General features: G+C 41.7%; 16 protein-coding genes and 1 tRNA gene. 7 read left to right on the top strand and 10 right to left on the bottom strand.

The genetic code is table 11. The features are described 5' to 3' along the window. The 8 genes from rpoB to MTF66_RS31420 all read right to left on the bottom strand — a co-directional run. A partial coding sequence (gene rpoB, locus MTF66_RS31385; protein WP_248529609.1) for a DNA-directed RNA polymerase subunit beta occupies window positions 1-4,016 on the bottom strand: 4,016 nt, incomplete at its 3' end. 268 nt (window positions 4,017-4,284) lie between these two features. Beyond that, a complete protein-coding gene (rplL, locus tag MTF66_RS31390; protein ID WP_008108465.1) occupies window positions 4,285-4,647 on the bottom strand; it encodes a 50S ribosomal protein L7/L12 in 363 nt (120 codons plus the stop codon). Window positions 4,648-4,721: 74 nt separating this feature from the next. Then, window positions 4,722-5,216: a 50S ribosomal protein L10 gene (rplJ, locus tag MTF66_RS31395; RefSeq protein WP_008108464.1), complete on the bottom strand. Its 495-nt coding sequence runs from the start codon at window positions 5,214-5,216 to the stop codon at window positions 4,722-4,724. A gap of 320 nt (window positions 5,217-5,536) precedes the next feature. Then, window positions 5,537-6,241 carry a 50S ribosomal protein L1 gene (gene rplA / locus MTF66_RS31400; RefSeq protein ID WP_010392122.1) on the bottom strand — a complete coding sequence of 235 codons (705 nt, stop codon included), beginning with the start codon at window positions 6,239-6,241 and terminating at the stop codon, window positions 5,537-5,539. Window positions 6,242-6,245: 4 nt separating this feature from the next. After that, window positions 6,246-6,674 carry a 50S ribosomal protein L11 gene (gene rplK, locus MTF66_RS31405; RefSeq protein ID WP_008108462.1) on the bottom strand — a complete coding sequence of 143 codons (429 nt, stop codon included), beginning with the start codon at window positions 6,672-6,674 and terminating at the stop codon, window positions 6,246-6,248. A 217-nt stretch (window positions 6,675-6,891) separates the two neighbouring features. Next, on the bottom strand, window positions 6,892-7,449 hold the full coding sequence (gene nusG / locus MTF66_RS31410; protein ID WP_008108460.1) for a transcription termination/antitermination protein NusG: 558 nt from the start codon (window positions 7,447-7,449) through the stop codon (window positions 6,892-6,894). A 4-nt stretch (window positions 7,450-7,453) separates the two neighbouring features. Then, window positions 7,454-7,831: a preprotein translocase subunit SecE gene (gene secE / locus MTF66_RS31415; protein ID WP_054202752.1), complete on the bottom strand. Its 378-nt coding sequence runs from the start codon at window positions 7,829-7,831 to the stop codon at window positions 7,454-7,456. 131 nt (window positions 7,832-7,962) lie between these two features. Further along, window positions 7,963-8,039: transfer RNA gene (locus MTF66_RS31420), tRNA-Trp, on the bottom strand. A 165-nt stretch (window positions 8,040-8,204) separates the two neighbouring features. Here MTF66_RS31420 and MTF66_RS31425 point away from each other — a divergent pair. Both MTF66_RS31425 and MTF66_RS31430 read left to right on the top strand, forming a co-directional pair. Continuing rightward, a complete protein-coding gene (locus MTF66_RS31425; RefSeq protein WP_248529610.1) occupies window positions 8,205-12,194 on the top strand; it encodes a two-component regulator propeller domain-containing protein in 3,990 nt (1,329 codons plus the stop codon). Between the two features lie 133 nt (window positions 12,195-12,327). After that, window positions 12,328-13,458: a CsgG/HfaB family protein gene (locus MTF66_RS31430; RefSeq protein ID WP_075170828.1), complete on the top strand. Its 1,131-nt coding sequence runs from the start codon at window positions 12,328-12,330 to the stop codon at window positions 13,456-13,458. 49 nt (window positions 13,459-13,507) lie between these two features. On the opposite strand, the gene MTF66_RS31435 is transcribed toward MTF66_RS31430, so the two are convergent. Together MTF66_RS31435 and deoC are read right to left on the bottom strand one after the other, a co-directional pair. Beyond that, window positions 13,508-14,008 (bottom strand): hypothetical protein, encoded by a 501-nt coding sequence (locus MTF66_RS31435; protein ID WP_054202755.1) that lies wholly within the window; start codon window positions 14,006-14,008, stop codon window positions 13,508-13,510. Further along, window positions 13,992-14,744, bottom strand: a complete 753-nt coding sequence (gene deoC, locus MTF66_RS31440; RefSeq protein WP_248529611.1) for a deoxyribose-phosphate aldolase — start codon at window positions 14,742-14,744, stop codon at window positions 13,992-13,994. Before deoC ends, MTF66_RS31435 begins: the two co-directional genes overlap by 17 nt. Window positions 14,745-15,008: 264 nt before the next feature. On the opposite strand from deoC, the gene cysG reads away from it, so the two are divergent. From cysG to cysC, 5 genes are read left to right on the top strand one after another with little or no spacing between them, the layout of a single operon-like run. Next, window positions 15,009-16,430 (top strand): siroheme synthase CysG, encoded by a 1,422-nt coding sequence (gene cysG, locus MTF66_RS31445; RefSeq protein ID WP_248529612.1) that lies wholly within the window; start codon window positions 15,009-15,011, stop codon window positions 16,428-16,430. Between the two features lie 43 nt (window positions 16,431-16,473). Beyond that, the gene (cysD, locus tag MTF66_RS31450) at window positions 16,474-17,373 is read left to right on the top strand and encodes a sulfate adenylyltransferase subunit CysD (RefSeq protein ID WP_008108450.1); all 900 of its coding nucleotides are present in this window, start codon (window positions 16,474-16,476) and stop codon (window positions 17,371-17,373) included. Beyond that, window positions 17,373-18,797, top strand: coding sequence for a sulfate adenylyltransferase subunit CysN (gene cysN, locus MTF66_RS31455; RefSeq protein ID WP_010392104.1), 1,425 nt, complete (start codon window positions 17,373-17,375; stop codon window positions 18,795-18,797). Before cysD ends, cysN begins: the two co-directional genes overlap by 1 nt. A 33-nt stretch (window positions 18,798-18,830) precedes the next feature. Next, a complete protein-coding gene (locus MTF66_RS31460; RefSeq protein ID WP_248529613.1) occupies window positions 18,831-20,555 on the top strand; it encodes an SLC13 family permease in 1,725 nt (574 codons plus the stop codon). 33 nt (window positions 20,556-20,588) lie between these two features. Continuing rightward, window positions 20,589-21,182 carry an adenylyl-sulfate kinase gene (gene cysC / locus MTF66_RS31465; RefSeq protein WP_008108444.1) on the top strand — a complete coding sequence of 198 codons (594 nt, stop codon included), beginning with the start codon at window positions 20,589-20,591 and terminating at the stop codon, window positions 21,180-21,182. Window positions 21,183-21,190 lie beyond the last annotated feature (8 nt).

The raw sequence follows: 21,190 nt of genomic DNA on the forward strand, positions 1-21,190 counted from the left end.
TCCAACTCGATGTTGATACCCAGTGAGCGGATTTCTTTCAACAATACGTTGAACGATTCTGGCATACCTGGTTCCATTTTATGGTTACCATCAACGATGTTTTTATACATCTTAGTACGACCGTTCACGTCATCCGATTTCACTGTTAGCATTTCTTGTAGAGTGTAAGCAGCACCGTAAGCTTCAAGTGCCCATACTTCCATCTCACCAAAACGCTGGCCACCGAACTGTGCTTTACCACCCAGCGGCTGCTGAGTAACAAGGCTGTAAGAACCAGTAGAACGCGCGTGCATCTTATCATCAACCAAGTGGTTAAGTTTAAGCATGTACATGTAACCTACAGTTACTTGACGTTCAAACTGATCGCCAGTACGGCCATCATAAAGTGTAACCTGACCACTTCTAGGGTAGCCGCCTAGCTCTAGCATGTCTTTGATTTCGTCTTCTTTCGCGCCATCAAATGCAGGAGTAGCAATCGGTAAACCACCTTTCAAGTTTTCAGCTAAACGACGAATTTCGTCATCAGAGAAACTAGCGATATCCACAACCTGACGAGATTCACCGATCTCATAAGCTTGTTTGATGAATTCACGTAGCTCATGAAGCTCACGTTGCTCTTTCATCATTTCTTCTAAGCGCTCACCAATACCGCGTGCAGCTAGACCCATATGTGTTTCAAGGATCTGACCGATGTTCATTCGCGATGGTACACCTAGTGGATTTAGTACGATATCTACCGTACGACCTTTGTCATCGTATGGCATATCTTCTACTGGTACGATAGTCGAGATAACACCTTTGTTACCGTGACGACCCGCCATTTTATCACCCGGTTGGATACGACGTTTAACAGCTAAGTATACTTTAACAATTTTAAGTACACCTGGTGCTAAGTCATCACCTTGGGTAATTTTACGACGTTTGTTTTCAAACTTCTTATCGTATTCAGCTTTAAGCTCATCGTACTGTGCAGCTAGTTGCTCAAGTTCAGCTTGCTTGTCTTCTTCAGCAAGGCTTTGAGTTAGTAACTTTTCAGCATTCAGTGACGCTAAGTTGTCTTCATCGAAGCCAGCTGCCACAAGTAACTTGCGAGCACGCTCTAAAACACCAGCTTCTAGAATACGGAACTCTTCGTTGAAGTCTTTCTTCGCTTCGCGAAGCTGCATGTCTTCAACTTCTAACGCACGCTTATCTTTTTCAACACCATCACGGGTGAAAACTTGTACGTCGATTACAGTACCAGTTACAGAGTTAGGTACACGTAAAGAGCTGTCTTTAACGTCAGACGCTTTTTCACCGAAGATAGCACGTAGTAGCTTCTCTTCTGGTGTTAATTGCGTTTCGCCTTTCGGAGTCACTTTACCTACTAGGATATCGCCGCCTTTAACTTCAGCACCAATATATACAACGCCTGATTCATCAAGCTTGCCTAGTGCAGATTCACCCACGTTCGGGATATCTGCTGTGATCTCTTCTGAGCCTAATTTAGTATCACGGGCGATACACTGTAGTTCTTGAATGTGGATAGTCGTTAGACGATCTTCTTCAACTACGCGCTCTGATAATAAGATTGAATCCTCGAAGTTGTAACCGTTCCATGGCATGAATGCCACGCGAAGGTTTTGACCAAGGGCTAAGTCACCTAAGTCAGTCGAAGGACCATCTGCTAACACATCGCCACGAGTAACCGGTTCACCAACCATACAAGTCGGCTTTTGGTTAATACATGTATTTTGGTTAGAACGTGTGTACTTGGTTAAGTTGTAGATGTCGATGCCCGCTTCACCAGGGATGCGCTCTTCTTCATGTACATTAACAACGATGCGACTTGCGTCGGCATACATTACTTCACCACCACGTTTAGCAACAATCGTTACACCAGAATCTTTTGCTAGTGTTAACTCAATACCTGTACCTACTAACGGTTTGTCCGCTTTCAATGTTGGTACTGCTTGACGTTGCATGTTTGAACCCATCAATGCACGGTTAGCATCATCGTGTTCTAGAAACGGGATAAGTGCTGCCGCTACAGAGATCACCTGTTGTGGTGATACATCCATATATTGCTGATCCATGCGACCCATAAAGGTTGATTCACCTTTGTGACGACATGGAATAAGTTCATCTACAAACTCATTGGTTTCAGTTAAGTTTGAGTTCGCCTGTGCGATAACAAACTGACCTTCCTCAATGGCTGATAGGTAATCAACTTCATCAGTTACTACACCGTCTACCACTTTGCGGTAAGGTGTTTCTAAGAAACCGTAGTCATTGGTACGTGCATACGTAGACAATGAGTTAATTAGACCGATGTTTGGACCCTCAGGAGTCTCGATTGGACATACGCGACCGTAGTGAGTTACGTGAACGTCACGTACTTCAAAGCCAGCGCGCTCACGAGTTAGACCGCCCGGACCTAATGCAGAAATACGACGCTTATGCGTTACTTCTGATAGCGGGTTATTTTGGTCCATAAACTGTGATAACTGAGACGAGCCGAAGAACTCTTTAACCGCTGCCGAAATAGGCTTAGCGTTAATAAGATCTTGTGGCATTACCGCATCAAGGTCACCTAAGCTTAAACGCTCACGTACAGCACGTTCTACACGTACTAAACCTACACGGAATTGATTCTCAGCCATTTCGCCAACACTACGTATACGACGGTTGCCTAAGTGGTCTATATCATCAACATCGCCAACACCGTTACGAATAGCAATCAATACTTTCATAACCGCTACGATGTCTTCTTTGCTTAATGTGCCAGGGCCTGTGTCTGAATCGTAACCAACACGGCTATTGAACTTCATACGACCTACTGTTGATAAGTCATAGCGTTCTTCTGAGAAGAATAAGTTCTCAAATAAGGCTTCAGCCGCGTCTTTCGTCGGTGGCTCGCCTGGGCGCATCATGCGATAAATTTCTACTAGTGCTTCTAAACGGTTGCTTGACGAGTCAATATTCAACGTATTTGACATGTAAGCGCCGCTGTCCACTTCATTGATGTATAGTGTATCAATGGTCGTGTGACCGGCTTTAACCAATTCAGCCATCATTTCAAGCGTTAGCTCGTCATTTGCAGTAGCAATGATTTCACCTGTTGACTCATCAACATAGTTCTTCGCTAATACACGGCCAATGATGTACTCATGTGGTACTTCTAATTGCTTAATGCCTTTTTTCTCGATGCTCTTGATGTGGCGAGCCGTAACACGACGACCGCTTTCAACAAGGACTTCACCGTCTTCGCTCTTGATATCAAAAGCGGCAGTTTCACCACGTAAACGTGAAGGCACAAGTTCCATAAGAACTTTACCGTCAGCGATTTCAAACGCAGTAGTATCGAAGAAGATATCTAGGATTTCTTCACTCGTGTACTCAAGTGCACGTAGGATGATAGACGCCGGTAATTTACGACGACGGTCAATACGTACATATAAGTTATCTTTTGCATCAAATTCGAAGTCTAACCATGAACCACGGTAAGGAATTACACGTGCGTTATAAAGCACTTTACCTGACGAGTGAGTTTTACCGCGGTCGTTATCAAAGAATACACCAGGGCTACGGTGTAGCTGAGAAACGATAACACGCTCTGTACCATTGATTACAAAAGTACCGGTATCGGTCATGAGCGGAATTTCGCCCATGTAAACTTCTTGCTCTTTAATGTCTTTAACTGTGCCTGGAGCTTCTTTGTCCATTACTACAAGACGCAGTTTCACGCGAAGTGGAGCAGAATAAGTCACACCGCGAATTTGACATTCTTTTACATCGAATACTGGCTCACCAATACGATAACTTACGTATTGAAGCTCAGAATTTCCCGAGTAGCTTTTAATTGGGAACACAGAACGGAAGGCAGCTTCCAAACCATGATCGCCATCAGCGTCCGGGACTAAGAATTTTTTAAACGATTCTAACTGCGTCGACAGTAAGAAAGGTATATCCAAAACTTGTGGACGTTTACCAAAATCCTTACGGATACGTTTCTTTTCAGAATAAGAGTAAGCCATGGGGTTCCTCAGCTTGCTGATCTTTGACCCGACCTGTTCTTGTAAGAACAGACTTAACTGGCATCTATGCCAAGATGTACAACATTAACTGTTGTTCCAACTTAATCCCACCTCAACACTAGCAAACTATAAAGCGTTGAAATTAAAGAATAAATCAGATTTTATTTGCGCTATAAGAATAGTCGCTCTATAGCGCAAAAAGGCCGGTGATTAAATAATCACCAGCCCTTGCCTGATTTCTCAGGCAGCGAACCTAGCAAAAGCTAGATTACTTAACCTCAACTTCAGCACCAGCTTCTGTAAGGTCTTTAGCAAGAGCTTCAGCTTCTTCCTTAGAGATACCTTCTTTAACTGGAGTTGGAGCAGCTTCAACTAGAGCTTTAGCTTCTTTTAAGCCAAGACCAGTTGCGCCACGTACAGCTTTGATTGCCGCAACTTTATTAGCGCCAGCGCCAGTAAGGATTACGTCAAATTCTGTTTTCTCTTCAGCAGCTTCAGCAGCAGGACCTGCTACCATAGCAGCTGCAGCAGTTACGCCGAATTTTTCTTCCATTGCTTCAACTAGAGCAACAACGTCCATTACTGACATTTCAGCAATTGCGTCAAGGATTTGGTCTTTAGTTACAGACATTACAAATTTCCTAATAATTAACGGACTCTAAGGTCCAAATAAATTTACACCGAAAGGGATTAAACAGCTTAAAATTAAGCAGCTTGCTCTTCTTTCTGTACACGTACTGCTTCAATTGTTTTACACAATTTACCAGCAGACGCTTCTTTCATAGCGCTCATTAAGCGTGCAACAGCTTCGTCGTATGTAGGTAGAGTTGCAAGCATAGCTGCGTCTACTACATTACCTTCAAAAGCGGCCGTTTTAAGCTCAAATTTCTCATTCTTTTTCGCGAAGTCTGAAAAGATACGCGCAGCAGCACCTGGGTGCTCTGATGAGAAAGCGATTAAGCTTGGACCAACAAATGAATCAGATAGGCATTCAAAGTCTGTTCCTTCAAGAGCACGTTTAGCTAGAGTGTTACGGACAACTTTCATCCAAACACCCGCTTCGCGAGCTTCTTTACGAAGGGCAGTGATTGCACCAACTGTTACACCACGAGAATCTGCAACTACTGCAGATAGAGCACCAGTGGCTGCTTCGTTGACTTCAGCAACAATTGCCTTTTTGCCTTGAAGATTTAAAGCCATGGGTGTTACTCCTGGTTTAATGGGTTACCGTACATCGGCTTCCCTGTTTTACTCTTCCCCACCAATAAAGGTGGAGATGCTTTTTACGGCGAGAGCCAGAAGATTAGGAAAAATCTATCTGGGGATTCACACCGTCTACGTAGGTAATATTAAGGCCTAAGCCGCCTACGGTCTTGGACGGAAGCCCAATTTATCGCGTTGCCCGAAGGCGCTTCGAAATTATGGACTTCAACCCGAATTCTTTACTTTGCGATCAACTAAATTAATCAGCAAAATGGCGCAAAATTATAGTACAAATTTCACGCCATGTAAACACTCAATTAAGCAACAACTGTGCTTAAAGTGCCTTGGTCAACAGAAACACCTGCGCCCATTGTTGTAGAGATAGTTACTTTCTTCAAGTAAACACCTTTAGCTTGAGAAGGTTTAGCCTTCTTAAGCGCAACAATTAGAGCTTCAAGGTTTTGTTGTAACTGCTCAGCAGTGAAATCAACCTTACCAATAGTAGTATGGATGATACCATTTTTGTCATTGCGGTAACGCACTTGACCTGCTTTCGCATTTTTAACTGCTTCTGCAACGTTAGGTGTTACAGTACCAGTTTTAGGGTTTGGCATTAGACCACGTGGGCCTAAGATTTGACCTAGTTGACCAACAACACGCATAGCGTCTGGTGATGCAACAACAACGTCAAAATTCATCTCGCCTTTCTTAACTAGGTCAGCAAGATCTTCCATGCCTACTAATTCAGCACCGGCTTCTTTTGCAGCTTCTGCATTAGCGCCTTGAGTGAATACAGCAACACGAACGTCACGACCAGTACCGTTAGGTAGTACAGTTGCACCACGAACGTTTTGATCAGATTTACGAGCATCGATACCAAGGTTAACAGCAACGTCAACACTTTCTACGAATTTAGCTGTCGCTAGTTCTTTTAAAAGAGCAACTGCTTCGTTAATTTCGTAATCTTTAGTTACTTCCACTTTTTCGCGGATAGTACGCATACGTTTAGTTAATTTAGCCATTATCTTAGTCCTCTACGTTCAAGCCCATCGCACGCGCAGAACCTGCGATAGTGCGAACCGCAGCTTCTAAATCAGAAGCTGTAAGGTCTGGTTTCTTTGTCTCAACGATTTCTTCAAGTTGAGCACGAGTTACTGTGCCTACTTTTTCAGTGTTAGGACGGCCTGAACCAGATTTGATACCTGCAGCTTTCTTAAGTAAGTAAGCAGCCGGTGGCGTTTTCATGTCGAACGTAAATGAACGGTCGCCGTAAACAGAGATCACTACAGGAACTGGAGCGCCTTTTTCGATAGATTCTGTACGTGCGTTGAACGCTTTACAGAATTCCATGATGTTTACACCGTGTTGACCTAGTGCTGGACCTACTGGAGGACTAGGGTTAGCCATACCAGCAGCAACTTGTAGCTTGATTAGAGCTTCAACTTTCTTAGCCATTATAAATACCTCATTAGGTGGGTCTTAGCCTTGTGCGCGCGAGGACGCGTACTCTAGCGGCTTCCCAGTTTAAAAATTGGTTTCTCACTTTTTAGTAAACAGTTAAACAAACGTTTTCCCTGAATACAAAAAGGCCGCTGATTATAAGTTAATCAGCGGCCTTTTTCAAGCTTCGTGCCAAAAATTTAAAAGTTTTTAACGCGACGCTTTAAATCAATTACTTATCTTGTTCAACTTGACCAAATTCAAGTTCAACTGGCGTAGAACGACCAAAAATAAGTACCGACACTTTAACGCGGCTCTTTTCGTAGTCAACTTCTTCAACCACACCACTAAAGTCTGCAAATGGACCATCAGTAACACGAACCACTTCACCCGGCTCAAATAATGTTGCTGGTTTAGGCGCTTCTGCGTTCTCTTGTAGACGGTTAAGAATACGATCAGCTTCTTTTGTGCTAATAGGCGCAGGACGGTCTGATGTGCCACCAATAAAGCCCATAACACGTTCTGTGCTATTTACTAAGTGCCAGCTTGCATCATTCATATCCATTTGTACTAGTACGTAACCTGGGAAGAATTTACGCTCAGATTTACGCTTTTGACCAGCACGCATCTCTACGACTTCTTCAGTAGGAACTAATACTTCACCAAAGCTATCTTCTAGACCTTTGATTTTAATATGCTCTAATAATGTTTGAGCAACACGCTTCTCATAACCTGAGAAAGCCTGTACTACGTACCAACGTAGTTTCTTTTCGTTATTCTCATCCGACATGGGATCAGATCTCCAATCCAGTTAAAAAGCCTACAGCGCGGAATAAAATGCCATCTAATCCCCAAAGGATTAATGCCATAATCACTGTTGCAACCATTACAATTAATGTCGTGTGCGTTGTTTCTTGACGCGTCGGCCAAACTACCTTGCGTACTTCGATACGCGCTTCTTTTGCAAAAGCAAGGAATGTACGTCCCTTGAAAGTTTGCGAAGCAATAGCTAAACCCGCAGCTATCGCAACCACAACGCCAATAGCACGTAGTAATACAGACTGATCTGCAAACATATGGTTACCAACGACTGCGCCTGCAAGTAGCGCAATTGCTACTAACCACTTTACTGACTCCATCCCACTCGATGGTGTTTCTATATTCGTGCTCATAATATTATTACCTTAACTACAGACACAACAACCCTGCACGTCGACAGGGTTAATCCATTAAAATCTAAACTTAAAAACAAGCTTACTTAAACCGATTTTTAGTTCTAGACTTTACTCACTTTGTAAAAAATTGGCAGGGGCGGAGAGATTCGAACTCCCAACCGTCGGTTTTGGAGACCGCTGTTCTACCAATTGGAACTACGCCCCTGCAAAGTGGATGCCTATTATACTTACGCAATTCATTAACACAAGAGTAAAAAGATACCCATAACTTAAAATCTCACTGACGGCTGTAAAAATCAAACTTAACATTATTAAAAAAGCAGTTTATGATTGTTTCAATTTTAGGAATACTGTTCGCACAAGGAAGCCAGTGCCTTTACTTCAAACCCTATTCAAAACCCTCATTTTAAGTATTTTTTGCTTGTTTCATAGCATGCTTATTGCCCGCCCTATTCACTTAGATACATATTCGAGTGAGCAAGGATTATCGCAAAACTCGATTACATGCAGCATCACTGATGAGCAAGGGTTTCATTGGTTTGCCACACAAGGCGGTCTTAATCGCTTTGATGGTTATGAGTTTAAACGCTTCAAGTCTCACCCTACTGAGGCTAGTATTTCAGGAAACTGGGTCACCGATTGCCTTGCTGGCGGCCCTCATGCTATCTGGTTTTCTACAGCCAGTAATGGTTTAAACTTACTTGATACTCAAACCGGTCAATTTAAGGTTTTTAATACGCAAACTGAGTTGGCGATTACTGATAACCGTATATGGTCACTGGCGTCAGATAACCTAAATAATATTTGGTTAGGCCATGAACATGGAAAGTTAACACGATTAAATATAGTCAATAATGAAGTTGAGTCATTTAGCTATAATAGCCCCGAGCAAGCTAATACCGTAATACAAGATATCGTAATAGATGCTCAACAGAATATCTGGTTAGCGACCAACGAGGGATTAATTAAATTTAACCCAGAGCTAAAAACGTTTAAACACATAGCAAAGAGCCATAAGAATTTATGGCGCTTACACTTAAATACACAAGGGCAGCTATTACTAGCAAGCAAACAAGGCCTTAGCCTATTTATTCCAACAACAGAGGCTTTTGCGGAGTTTGCTCAATTTACAGATGTATGGATCACCGATATATTAATTGACGACACCGATACCATGTGGCTGACAAGTTATGGAAAAGGTTTATTTTATAAAACAGAGCAAAGTACATCTAAAAATAACTTTGAGCACATACCGCACAATAAACAGCAACTAAATGGGCTTGTTAATGATTACCTATTGTCACTTTATCAAGATCAGTTCGGTATCATTTGGATTGGTACTGATGGCTATGGCTTGCAACGTTATGATAAAAAGCAAAATCAATTTTCGCATCAACAGCATTTGAGCGATGATGAGACTACCATTAGTCATAATTTTGTTCGCGCTCTACTTAAAGATTCACAAGGTCAGTTATGGGTTGGTACGCGTGATGGCTTAAACAAACAAACCGACACTGGCTTTAAGCGCTATAAAGTTAACTCAAAATTGCAAAGCGGCCTTACTAATAATAATGTATTTAGCCTGCATGAAGATAACCAACAGCGACTTTGGATTGGTACCTATGGCGGTGGGTTACTGCAATACAATCCAGCTGAAGATAATTTTATTGCCTATACAACGCAAAGTCATCAACTTAGCAGCGATCGTGTTTATGCGATAACGAGCGATCCTAAAGGAAATTTATGGCTAGGTAGCAACCAAGGTTTAACACGCTTTAATCCCGACACCTTAGAGGTTCAACATTACAAGCACGACGACTCAGTAAATAGCCTTGCTAACAATACCGTATTTACCGTGCTCTATGATCACAATGCGAACGGATTATGGGTCGGGACGCGTGCAGGTTTAGACTATCTAAGTATGGCGGATGAGTCATTTACTCATTACCCCTCGGATCAGACATCGCAGACTGGTTTAAGCCATAATATGGTCACCTCTTTGCACTTGCAAAATAACGATACCCTATGGGTGGGTACCTTTGGTGGTTTAAACCGCCTTGATAAAAAAACACAAAAAATCTCTTACATTACCGAACATGATGGATTACTAAACGATAATATTTTTGCTATTAAAGATGATAGTAAAGGCCACTTATGGCTAAGCAGTAACCAAGGGCTCACTCGCTATAATCCCACGAATCAAGCTATGCAGCATTTTTTACCTCGTGACGGCGTGCAGCATAATTCGTTTATTTTAGGTGCCGCTTTTCAAGCAGCTGATGGCGAGCTATTTTTTGGCGGAATCAATGGTTTTAATCAGTTTTACCCTAGTAAACTGCTATTGAGTACTTCAGCTCCAACCCCAGTGTTAACTGAGCTATTAATTTATAACCAAGCAAGTTCAACAAAAAACTATCTAACAGATCAAAAACAGCCAGCAAAACTAATAAATCATACTAAAAAACTCTCTTTTCCAACTAGCCAAGGGGTCATTGGCTTTAAATATTCCGCCGTTAATAATGCCTCATCTGCTAATCAATACCAGTATGCTTACAAGCTAAGTGGTTTAGATAAGCAATTTATCTATACAGATGCAAGCCAACGACAAGTTAACTATTCACAGCTAAGTGCAGGTAATTATCAATTACAATTAAAAGTTAGCGATCAATACGGGCAATGGAGCAAGGTTCACACTATGCTAAAGCTGACAGTAACGCCTCCTTGGTGGCAAACGAAATTGGCGTATGCGGCATACCTTATAATAGTTTTGATTATTACATGGTTAATTTTAGCGTCACGCTATCGAGCTAAAACCGCAGAGCAACTTATTCAACAAGAAAGAAAGCTCAATCAACTAAAGACCCAATTTTTAGATAATATTAGCCATGAACTTAAAACGCCATTAAGCTTAATTTTAGCGCCAGTAGAAAACTTACAACAGCAACAACTCGGTGCTCAAGCGCAACATCAAGTTTCTATAATCAAGCGTAACGGGCTCCGCCTACTTAATTTAATTAATGAGCTATTACAGCTCAGCCAGCGCCCAAGTGCGACTATAGAATATGTATCCGCTTATTCTATAAGCCCTTTTATAGAACAAATAGTAGACGACTTCGCTATTTTGTTTGCTCAAAAAAATATTAGTTTTTCCTTTAAAGACACCACGCAACAGCCTAATTATATAAATTTAGAAACTAAACATGCTTTATCTATTATTGATAACTTATTGACCAATGCACTTAAATACACCCCATCAAATGAAAGCGTTAATCTAACGCTTTCTAACACAAACAATAATGTTGTTATAACGGTATCTGATACTGGTATTGGTATCGAAGAACACCAGCAAGCGCTTATTTTTGAACGTTTTACTCGTGTTGCAGCACACAACCAAACAGGCAGTGGTATAGGTCTCGCGCTTGTTAAGCAGCTTGTAGAGCAATACGGTGGGCAAATTTCATTAGTTAGTAAAATCAACAAGGGAAGTTGCTTCACAGTCACTTTGCCATTGTGTGAATCAGATAACTTATTAACGGATAAACAACTATCACCCTCTCAAACTATGCCGCTAAAAAACAACAAAAAACTACTCATTGTTGAAGATAACGTGGAAATGCGTGAGTTACTGGTTTCATTGTTTAGTGATGACTATACCTGTCTGAGCGCTAATAATGGAGAAGAAGGGCTTTTGCTGTGCCAAACTCAAATGCCCGATGTGGTGCTCAGTGACGTGATGATGCCAACGATGGATGGATATCAACTTCTAAGCGCTATTCGCTCAGACATTTCGATAAACCATATTCCTGTTTTATTACTCTCTGCCAAAGCAGACAGTAATAGCCGTATAAAAGGGCTTGATTTACTGGCCGATGACTACCTGTGTAAACCCTTTGAAGCATCATTATTAAAGAGTCGGATTCATGGTTTATTAGGTATTCGTGATGCGTTAAATAAACACTTAGTTAAACAGCTATCAGCTCAAGTACATGCTGTGACCTTAGATGCGCAAATAGAGCAAAATAAAGATTACACATTTACAGAACGCTTAAAAACAATCTTGCGCGAAAATTATCAAAATGAACTGTTTAGCGTCGAAGAGTTTGCCAGCGCAATGTGTTTGAGCCCTCGCGCACTGCAATTAAAAATGAAAGCTCTTTTTGACGTTACACCCAGTGATTACATTCGCAATACCCGTCTAGAATATGCAGCAAAATTATTAGCAGGTAGCGACTTAACCATAGGTTTAGTTGCAGATAACACCGGCTTTAGTTCTCAAAGTTACTTTGCTCGTTGCTTTAAAGCCAAATATACAGTGACACCTAAACAATATAGAGAAGCACAAACATGTAAAAGTAATTAGCTTCGCATCTGTACTCAAAGCTTTCGCCTGAGTACTATTTTTAAGCTACTGATTTATTTAAATTAACCTTAATTAGCCATTGCTAAAAAAATAACTACAAATGTAATTAAGCAGATAAATTAAGGAAAATACTATGCTCTCATCAATACAAAAAACGCTACTTGCCACAGCATTAATAACGAGTTTAAGCGCATGCCAAAGCACTTCAACCAATGTCACTTCAAATAAAAATTCACCTGACATTAATGAAGTAAGTAAACAAAAATACAATGGTCCTAAAGCACGTATCGCCGTGGCACGTTTCACTGATAAGTCAAATAACTCAAGATGGTGGCGAAAAGAAATTGGTGAAGGTATGGCAGATCAACTTACCACCGCACTTGTTGGCACTAATCGCTTTATTGTATTGGAGCGCCAAGCACTAGACGCTGTGCTTTCGGAGCAAGATTTAGCAGTATCAGGCAGAGTGAGTGCACAATCTGGGGCTGCATATGGCGAAATTGAAGGCGCTGAGATTGTAGTCGTTGCAGCGGTTACCGAGTTTGATGATGACAGTTCAGGTGCAAGTGTTGGTTCGGGCGGTTTTATTGGTGATGTGTTTAGCTCTGTTTCTGCTGGCTTTTCTGGATCGCATATGGCTATTGACCTAAGGTTAATTGATACGCGCACTTCACGTATTTTAGCTGCAACTAGTGTTGAAGGCGGTAGTAAAGATTTTAACTTTACCAGCGCAGCAACAAACTTTGGTGGCGCATTGGTTGGAGGGAGTCTTAGTGGTTGGTCAGATACACCAAAAGAAAAAGCACTACGTGAAGTAATAATTAAAGCCGTTGAGTTTTTAGAAACTAAAATCCCAGACACCTATTATCGCTATAACCAAAACAACACGCTTGCTGCAGGCTATACAGCACCACCACCGCCAAAGGTAGCTAGTAAAAAAGCAGCACCTGCTGCTGTCGCTGTCGATGTGCCGAATCATAGAATGCCACATTATGAAAAAATGGACTTAGCAATGTCTCGTATGAACTTGGTTTGCTTGGGCTATTTAAAAAACCAACCTAATTATGAAGAATTTGAGACTGAAGACGTAAAATACGACCGTCAAACTGTATTAGCACTGCGCGAGTATCAACAAGAAAAGAGCTTAAAAGTAACAGGCCTTGCCGATGAAACAACAAAGAAATCTTTAGATGACACAAAATGTTTAGCTAAAACTCAAAAATCAGGGCTTGAAAGCTTAGGCAGCATGTTTCAATTTAACTAAGCAACACAATTCATTTAAATCAAAAAAAGCGGCTATCCCCTAGTCGCTTTTAATCTACTCGTAATAACTCACCGCGATAAAAATCACACAGTAACCATATTTGCTCAAATTGATGGGTATTTGGAAAAGCTATTGTTTTTATTACCGCTTCAAAGTCGCTCTTATGCCAAATAGTGCTAGCGTTACGAATTAGCAACCAGGTACGTTTTGAGTAATAACGCTTAGTCGCTTTTTGTTTGAGCAATCGTCCTAATGCTGATTGCAGTCGGTTTTCACTGGGTTGTTGTGCCATGTCAGCTAAATCACGTTGCATTTGTATCGATAATGGCCGACCTAACACGGCCATTGCTTCGGTTTCGCTGGCATATAAATGCGCTACTTCTATATCGAGTTGCTCATTTTCTTGATAACAACTTACATCGGGTCTATTCGGTTCATTATGCCAAATGTGGCGCATATGAATGCCGGTTTGCTGCTCATAGCAACGCAAAAACAACTTAGCTGCATCGTGCTCTAACTGTTGTTTTTCGGCATCACTGCTGCGCTTCATGCAATACCTTATAAACGTCATTTAACAGCGAGGACGCGCCAAACCTAAATGTCTCTGGTGCTAAATATTCATGCCCCATAATCTCAGTTGTTAGCTGCAAATAATCATTGGCATCACCTGTCGTTTTCACACCGCCTGCGGCCTTAAAGCCAACTGGTTTTGATGACTTTTTGATGGTATTAAGCATAATTTCAGTTGCTTCAAGCGTGGCATTAACCGCGACTTTACCGGTGCTGGTTTTTACAAAATCAGCTCCCCCTTGAATAGCAAGCTCGGTTGCTTGAGCAATAAGTGCAGGTGTTTTTAGCTCACCGCTTTCAATAATCACTTTAAGTTTAGCGCGACTACCACATGCTTTTTTACTTTCACTCACGTATTTCAGCACGGTATCGGCTTCGCCTTTTATAAGTGCTTTGTAAGGAATGACTAAGTCAATTTCATCGGCCCCGCGCTCTATGGCTATTAATGTTTCATTAAGCACTTCATTAAGTGGCGCATCACCTGTGGGAAAGTTGGTTACTGTGGCCACTTTTACATGACTCAATAACCGATTAGCGAGCGCTATTTTTGCATCATCTACAAATTCACTAAACACACAAACTGCAGCGGGTATGCCTAACTTAGGATCAATACTGTTTACTAATGCATTAATACTAGCTTGATTATCATCGGTGTTTAAACTGGTTAAATCCATTAAACTAACAACTAGCATGGCGTTTTGAGTATTATTTGTCATTTTATGCCCATGAAATTTTAAAAACCTTAAACTATATAAGCATCATAGCTTAACCTTGCTATAGCTCATAACCAAACACTATAAGCGCGTTTTTTATACTAAATAGCACTCTACCCCTTACTAAATAAGATTTAGACCTAAAAAACATAGTTTATATAACTTTTGAGTATATCAACTAAGATTTAATTATTTTTTACTTATCAATAGCCGCTATATTCTGCCTGTGTATTAAACACTTTATTATCTTTTTAGGGGCGTTACTCAGTGCAATATTTACCTATCTTTACCAAACTCGACAACAAGCCAGTATTGGTGGTTGGCGGTGGAGAAGTTGCCTTGCGAAAATGCCGCGCGTTCTTAAAAGCGCGTGCTGCAGTAACCTTAGTTGCCCCGTGGTTTTGTGATGAATTAAAAGAACATGCGCACAGCAATGAAGTTACTTTAATAGATGCCTATTTTGAAGAGTCACATCTTGATGGCAAAATTTTGATCATTGCCGCCACCGACAATGATGAAGTTAATAATACGGTTTTTGAACTCGCTAATGCACGTAATGTGTTTGTGAACGTGGTGGATGATCAACCTAAATGTACGTTTATTTTTCCCTCTATTGTTGATCGCAACCCAATTACCATTGCGATTTCAAGTGCAGGTACCGCACCGGTATTAGCAAGACGTTTACGTGAAAAGCTCGAAACACTTATCCCGCAACACATTGGTCCACTCGCCAACTTAGTTGGTGGCTTTCGCCATAAAGTAAAACAGCGCTTTAAACACTTTGCCGATCGTCGCCAGTTTTGGGAAGCCGTGTTTGATTCATCAGTAGTGAGTAAAGTCCAAACCGGTAATACCCATAGCGCTGAACAACAACTAGAGAAAATGCTAGATGCCAAAGTAGAGCCAGAAGGTGAAGTATACGTAGTGGGTGCAGGCCCTGGGGATCCAGAGTTACTCACCCTAAAAGCATTGCAGCTAATGCAACAAGCCGACGTGGTGGTATATGATTATTTAGTTTCCGACGAAATTATGGAATTAGTACGCCGCGATGCCGATTTAATTTGTGTGGGTAAGCGCTTAGGCGATCATAGCGTAGCCCAAGAAGACACTAACCAGATGCTAGTTGATTTAGCGCAACAAGGTAAAAAAGTATGTCGTATTAAAGGCGGCGACCCATTTATTTATGGTCGTGGTGGCGAAGAAGTACAAGTACTGGCAGCCAATAACGTAAATTACCAAATAGTGCCAGGTATAACGGCGGCCGCAGGCTGTAGTGCCTATGCAGGTATTCCTTTAACGCATCGTGATCATGCTCAAGCTATTCAATTTGTTACTGGTCACTGTAAAAAGGAAGGCCAAGAGCTTAATTGGCAGTCGCTTGCACAAAAAAACCAAACACTGGCTATTTATATGGGGGTGATTAAATCGCCGCATATTCAAGCCGAGCTATTAAAACATGGGCGAGAAGCAACAACACCAGTCGCAATTATTGAAAACGGCACACGTAAAAATCAACGCGTAGTTACCGGACATTTAGACCAATTAGCGCAGCTCATTGAGCAGCATCAAATAATTTCGCCCGCGTTACTCATTATAGGTGAAGTGGCCTCACTACATGACCAATTACACTGGTTTGGTGAAAAAGCGCAGATCAGTAGCTTTGCTCAACCACTGACAGACGTAGCGTAATTTAACAGATTTTAATTTAATCATTTTAGTAGGACGACCAACAATGGCTTTAACTCACCTTCAGCAACTTGAAGCTGAAAGTATCAAAATCATGCGCGAAGTCGCCGCTGAGTTTGAGAACCCAGTTATGCTTTACTCAATCGGTAAAGACTCATCGGTACTTTTGCATTTAGCACGTAAAGCATTTTACCCTGCAAAAATTCCGTTTCCGTTATTACACGTAGACACCAACTGGAAGTTTCGTGAAATGATTGAGTTTCGCGACCGTTTAGCCAAAGAGTATGGCTTTGATTTAATCGTACACAAAAACCCTGAAGGCATCGAAATGGGTGTAGGCCCATTCACGCATGGTTCGGGTAAACATACAGATATCATGAAAACTCAAGGGCTAAAGCAAGCGCTCAATAAATACGGTTTTGATGCAGCATTTGGTGGCGCACGTCGTGATGAAGAGAAATCACGGGCTAAAGAGCGTGTTTACTCATTTCGTGATAAACACCATCGCTGGGATCCTAAAAACCAACGTCCTGAGCTTTGGAATACCTATAACAGCCAAGTGAACCCAGGAGAAAGCATTCGTGTATTCCCACTGTCTAACTGGACTGAACTAGATATTTGGCAATACATATATCAAGAAAACATCGAAATGGTGCCACTTTACCTTGCTAAAGAGCGCCCTGTAGTAGAGCGCGATGGTACTTTAATTATGGTTGATGACGATCGCATGCCACTTAATGAAGGTGAAGTACCGCAAATGAAGTCGGTTCGCTTTAGAACATTAGGCTGTTACCCACTAACAGGTGCAGTTGAATCTACCGCCAGCAATCTAACCGAAATTATTGAAGAAATGCTGCTTTCATCCTCATCTGAACGTGAAGGTCGAGTGATTGATCATGATTCAGCAGGCTCTATGGAGAAGAAAAAACGTGAGGGGTACTTCTAATGTCTAACCTAAATAACGATACATTTAATGAAGTAAAAGAAATTGGTATAGACGCTTACCTAGCACGTCAACAAGATAAAAGCTTATTGCGTATGCTGACTTGTGGCAGTGTGGATGACGGTAAATCAACCCTAATTGGCCGCCTACTGCACGATAGTCACCAAATTTATGAAGATCAGCTAGCCGCGCTTCATAAAGATAACGAAAAAGTGGGTAACGCCGGTGAAGATCTTGATTTAGCACTGTTAGTAGATGGCCTACAAGCTGAGCGTGAGCAAGGTATAACAATTGACGTAGCGTACCGCTACTTTTCAACCGCTAAACGTAAGTTTATTATAGCCGACACCCCAGGGCATGAGCAGTATACCAGAAACATGGTTACTGGCGCTTCAACTAGTGATGTTGCCATTATTTTAGTGGATGCGCGCTATGGCGTGCAGGTACAAACTAAGCGTCATAGCTTTATTTGTGACTCATTAGGCATTAAGCAGTTCGTGGTTGCGGTTAACAAAATGGATATTGTTGATTTTGATGAAACCGTTTATGAAAAAATTAAAGCCGATTATTTAAAATTTGCCGAGCAACTTAACGTATCAAATATTAAGTTTGTGCCTATGTCGGCGCTTAAAGGCGATAACGTAGTAACTCGCTCTGCGCACACTCCTTATTACACTGACAAGCCGTTGCTTGAGCTGTTAGAAGATTCACCAGCAGCTGAAATCGACACCGGTTTTGAAGCGCGTCTTCCGGTGCAATACGTGGTACGCCCTAATCTAAACTTCCGTGGTTTTCAAGGCACGCTTACATCGGGTAAATTACGTGTAGGTGATGAAGTAAAGGTACTGCCATCAGGTAAAACATCACATATTAAAGAAATTGTTACTTTTGATGGCAACCTAGATACTGCACAAGCTGGCCAAGCAATTACGGTTACTCTTAATACTGAAATAGATATTAGCCGAGGAGACGTTATTGTGCCTGCAAATTCGCAAGCTCAAGTAACCAACCAATTACAGGCTAAAATTGTGTGGATGCACGAGTCGCCATTGGTGCTTGGTAAAAGCTACAACCTTAAACTTGGCAGCAAAAACACCTCGGCCACGGTCACAAAAATTGATCACACTATTGATGTAAACACGCTAGAGCATGGCAGTGCAGATTCATTGCAGTTAAACGAAATTGCAATTGTGACACTGGAGCTGACCGAGACTATTTTAGCCGATCAGTACCATCATAATCATGAAACCGGCTCGTTTATTCTTATTGACCGCTTATCAAACTTAACGGTTGCAGCAGGAATGATAGAACAGGTACTGCAAAGTGAAGAAAACGCAGGACAATACAGCGACTTTGAAGTTGAATTTAACGCCCTCGTACGCAAGCACTTCCCGCATTGGCAAGCGCTTGATATTTCAAAGCTATAACGTTAATGAACGCCTGTTAGGAACATTTAAAGCATGGTAGAACAGCTCATTTTAACAGGCATTATGTTGCTTTTAGTCGGGTGCCTTTTTGGCACCCGTATTAATCCTGCATGGTTATTTGTAAGTGCCATAGGCACAAGCTATCTAACTGGGTTAATAGATTTAGAAAGCATGCTGGTTAATTACACTAACTCATCATTAATTACTTTAGTGTTATTAATTTTAGTGTCGATAGCGATAGAAAAAACCACGCTTATTCAGCGTTTAGCCAAATCGTTATCCAATGGTAGTTTAGTTAAGTCAGTAACTAAATTAGGGCTGTCTACCGCCTTTTTATCGTCGTTTACTAATAATACCGCGGTAGTTGCCTCATTAATTACCGCCATAAAGGATAACCCAAACCACTCTCCTTCAAAGCTATTGTTACCCCTGTCGTACACCGCGATTTTAGGGGGTACTATTACGCTTATTGGCACCTCTACTAACTTAATCGTAAATGGCTTTGCAGTAGATGCGGGCATGGCGCCACTGGGCTTTTTTGATTTTACCTTGGTGGGTTTGGGCGCACTTAGTGTGGGCTTAATTACTATTTTGGTGATGCTAAAATGCCTGCCCGACAATGGTAAAAATAGCCAAGAGGTGGTGCCTTTTTATCTAGAAGGGAAAGTGCAAACTGGTTCTAAACTAATAAATCGTACTGTAGAAGAAAATGGTTTACGCGATTTAAAAGACTTGTTTCTGGCTGAAATTATTCGTGATGGCAACCGTATTTGCGCCGTGACCCCCCAACATATTATTCAACAAGACGACATACTGCTGTTTGTGGGCGACATAAAGTCAGTGCCTTTGCTTACTCGCTTTGATGGCTTAAAAGTGGTGCACGACAAACACGAAAAAGACATTGAACACCTCGTTGAAGTTGTCGTTAGTCAGTCGTCTAAATTAATTGGCAAAACGGTAAAAGAAGCCCGCTTTAGAGAGCAATTTCATGCGGCCGTTATTGCTATCCGCCGTGGGCATGACCGTTTACAAGGCGGGCTTGGGCAAGTGCGATTACAAGCGGGTGATTCACTCATTCTCGCCCCTGGTAAAAGCTTTTATGACTTAACTAACTTAAAACGCGAGTTTGTGTATATTTCAGGGCTTGATTTACAAACCCACCTCAGTGCAAGGCAATCAAATATTGTATTGTTAAGCTTTGCGGGTGTACTGGGATTAAGTATTTTAGGTGCAGTACCGCTGGTTAAAGGCTTGTTAGTGTTACTTATTGGCCTAATGCTGTGTGGTACTATCAAACTAAGCGAAATAAAGCGCCGCTTTCCTATTGAGTTACTTGCTGTCGTGGGCAGTGCTATAGGTTTAGCTAAGCTGATGATAGGCACCGGCCTTGCCGGGCAAATATCAGACGCCATGTTTGTAGTGCTGGGCGACTTTGGCCCTTATGGCGCGTTTATCGCTATCTTTTTAATGACCGTATTATTTACCGAGTTAATCACCAATAATGCTGCTGCAGCGCTATCGTTTCCGGTTGCCTACTCACTAGCCATTGGCTTTAACGTAGAACCTTTGCCGTTTATTATGGCAGTTGCATTTGGCGCTTCAGCCAGCTTTATTTCACCTTTTGGTTATCAAACTAATCTAATGGTTTATAGCGCGGGTAACTACCGACTAAAAGACTATGTAATGATGGGGCTACCGCTTTCTATTATTTATTCAATCACCGTACTGACTTTGATCCCGCTGGTATTTCCGTTTTAATGCCCGCGTTTATAGCATAAAGAGACACAGCAAATGGATAACAATATTGTTTGGCATAATTACGCCACCACTAAAGTACAGCGCAGCGAACAAAAAAAGCATAAGCCGGCTATTTTATGGTTTACTGGTTTTTCTGGCTCAGGTAAAAGTACCGTTGCGAATGCACTAGAAGCAGCACTCAATCAGCAAGGTGCGCACACGTACCTACTTGATGGCGACAATGTACGCCATGGTTTATGTAAAGATTTAGGCTTTAGTGATGCCGATCGCGTTGAAAATATCCGCCGCGTAGGCGAAACCGCCAAGCTAATGGTTGACGCTGGTTTGTTAGTCCTTACTGCGTTTATATCTCCTTTTAAAGCTGAGCGTGACATGGTTCGTGAGTTAGTTGATGAGGGTGAATTTATCGAGGTATTCATCGACACCCCTCTTGAGGTGTGTGAAAGTCGCGACCCAAAAGGCTTATATAAAAAGGCACGCGCTGGTGAAATTAAACACTTTACTGGGATTGATTCAACTTACCAGCCGCCGGTTAATCCTGAAATAATTTTAGATACCAGTAAAAACACCCTAGACCAATCGGTAGCTCAACTGATAACGTATCTAAAACATCAGCATATACTATAGGCCCATCT

The organism is Pseudoalteromonas sp. 2CM39R, assembly GCF_023161845.1.

What these genes read in the sequence shown, in the direction of transcription:
- rplL (WP_008108465.1), bottom strand. Translation starts at nt 4,647, where the DNA reads ATGTCTGTAACTAAAGACCAAATCCTTGACGCAATTGCTGAAATGTCA.
- rplJ (WP_008108464.1), bottom strand. Translation starts at nt 5,216, where the DNA reads ATGGCTTTAAATCTTCAAGGCAAAAAGGCAATTGTTGCTGAAGTCAAC.
- rplA (WP_010392122.1), bottom strand. Translation starts at nt 6,241, where the DNA reads ATGGCTAAATTAACTAAACGTATGCGTACTATCCGCGAAAAAGTGGAA.
- rplK (WP_008108462.1), bottom strand. Translation starts at nt 6,674, where the DNA reads ATGGCTAAGAAAGTTGAAGCTCTAATCAAGCTACAAGTTGCTGCTGGT.
- nusG (WP_008108460.1), bottom strand. Translation starts at nt 7,449, where the DNA reads ATGTCGGATGAGAATAACGAAAAGAAACTACGTTGGTACGTAGTACAG.
- secE (WP_054202752.1), bottom strand. Translation starts at nt 7,831, where the DNA reads ATGAGCACGAATATAGAAACACCATCGAGTGGGATGGAGTCAGTAAAG.
- MTF66_RS31430 (WP_075170828.1), top strand. Translation starts at nt 12,328, where the DNA reads ATGCTCTCATCAATACAAAAAACGCTACTTGCCACAGCATTAATAACG.
- MTF66_RS31435 (WP_054202755.1), bottom strand. Translation starts at nt 14,008, where the DNA reads ATGAAGCGCAGCAGTGATGCCGAAAAACAACAGTTAGAGCACGATGCA.
- deoC (WP_248529611.1), bottom strand. Translation starts at nt 14,744, where the DNA reads ATGACAAATAATACTCAAAACGCCATGCTAGTTGTTAGTTTAATGGAT.
- cysD (WP_008108450.1), top strand. Translation starts at nt 16,474, where the DNA reads ATGGCTTTAACTCACCTTCAGCAACTTGAAGCTGAAAGTATCAAAATC.
- cysN (WP_010392104.1), top strand. Translation starts at nt 17,373, where the DNA reads ATGTCTAACCTAAATAACGATACATTTAATGAAGTAAAAGAAATTGGT.
- MTF66_RS31460 (WP_248529613.1), top strand. Translation starts at nt 18,831, where the DNA reads ATGGTAGAACAGCTCATTTTAACAGGCATTATGTTGCTTTTAGTCGGG.
- cysC (WP_008108444.1), top strand. Translation starts at nt 20,589, where the DNA reads ATGGATAACAATATTGTTTGGCATAATTACGCCACCACTAAAGTACAG.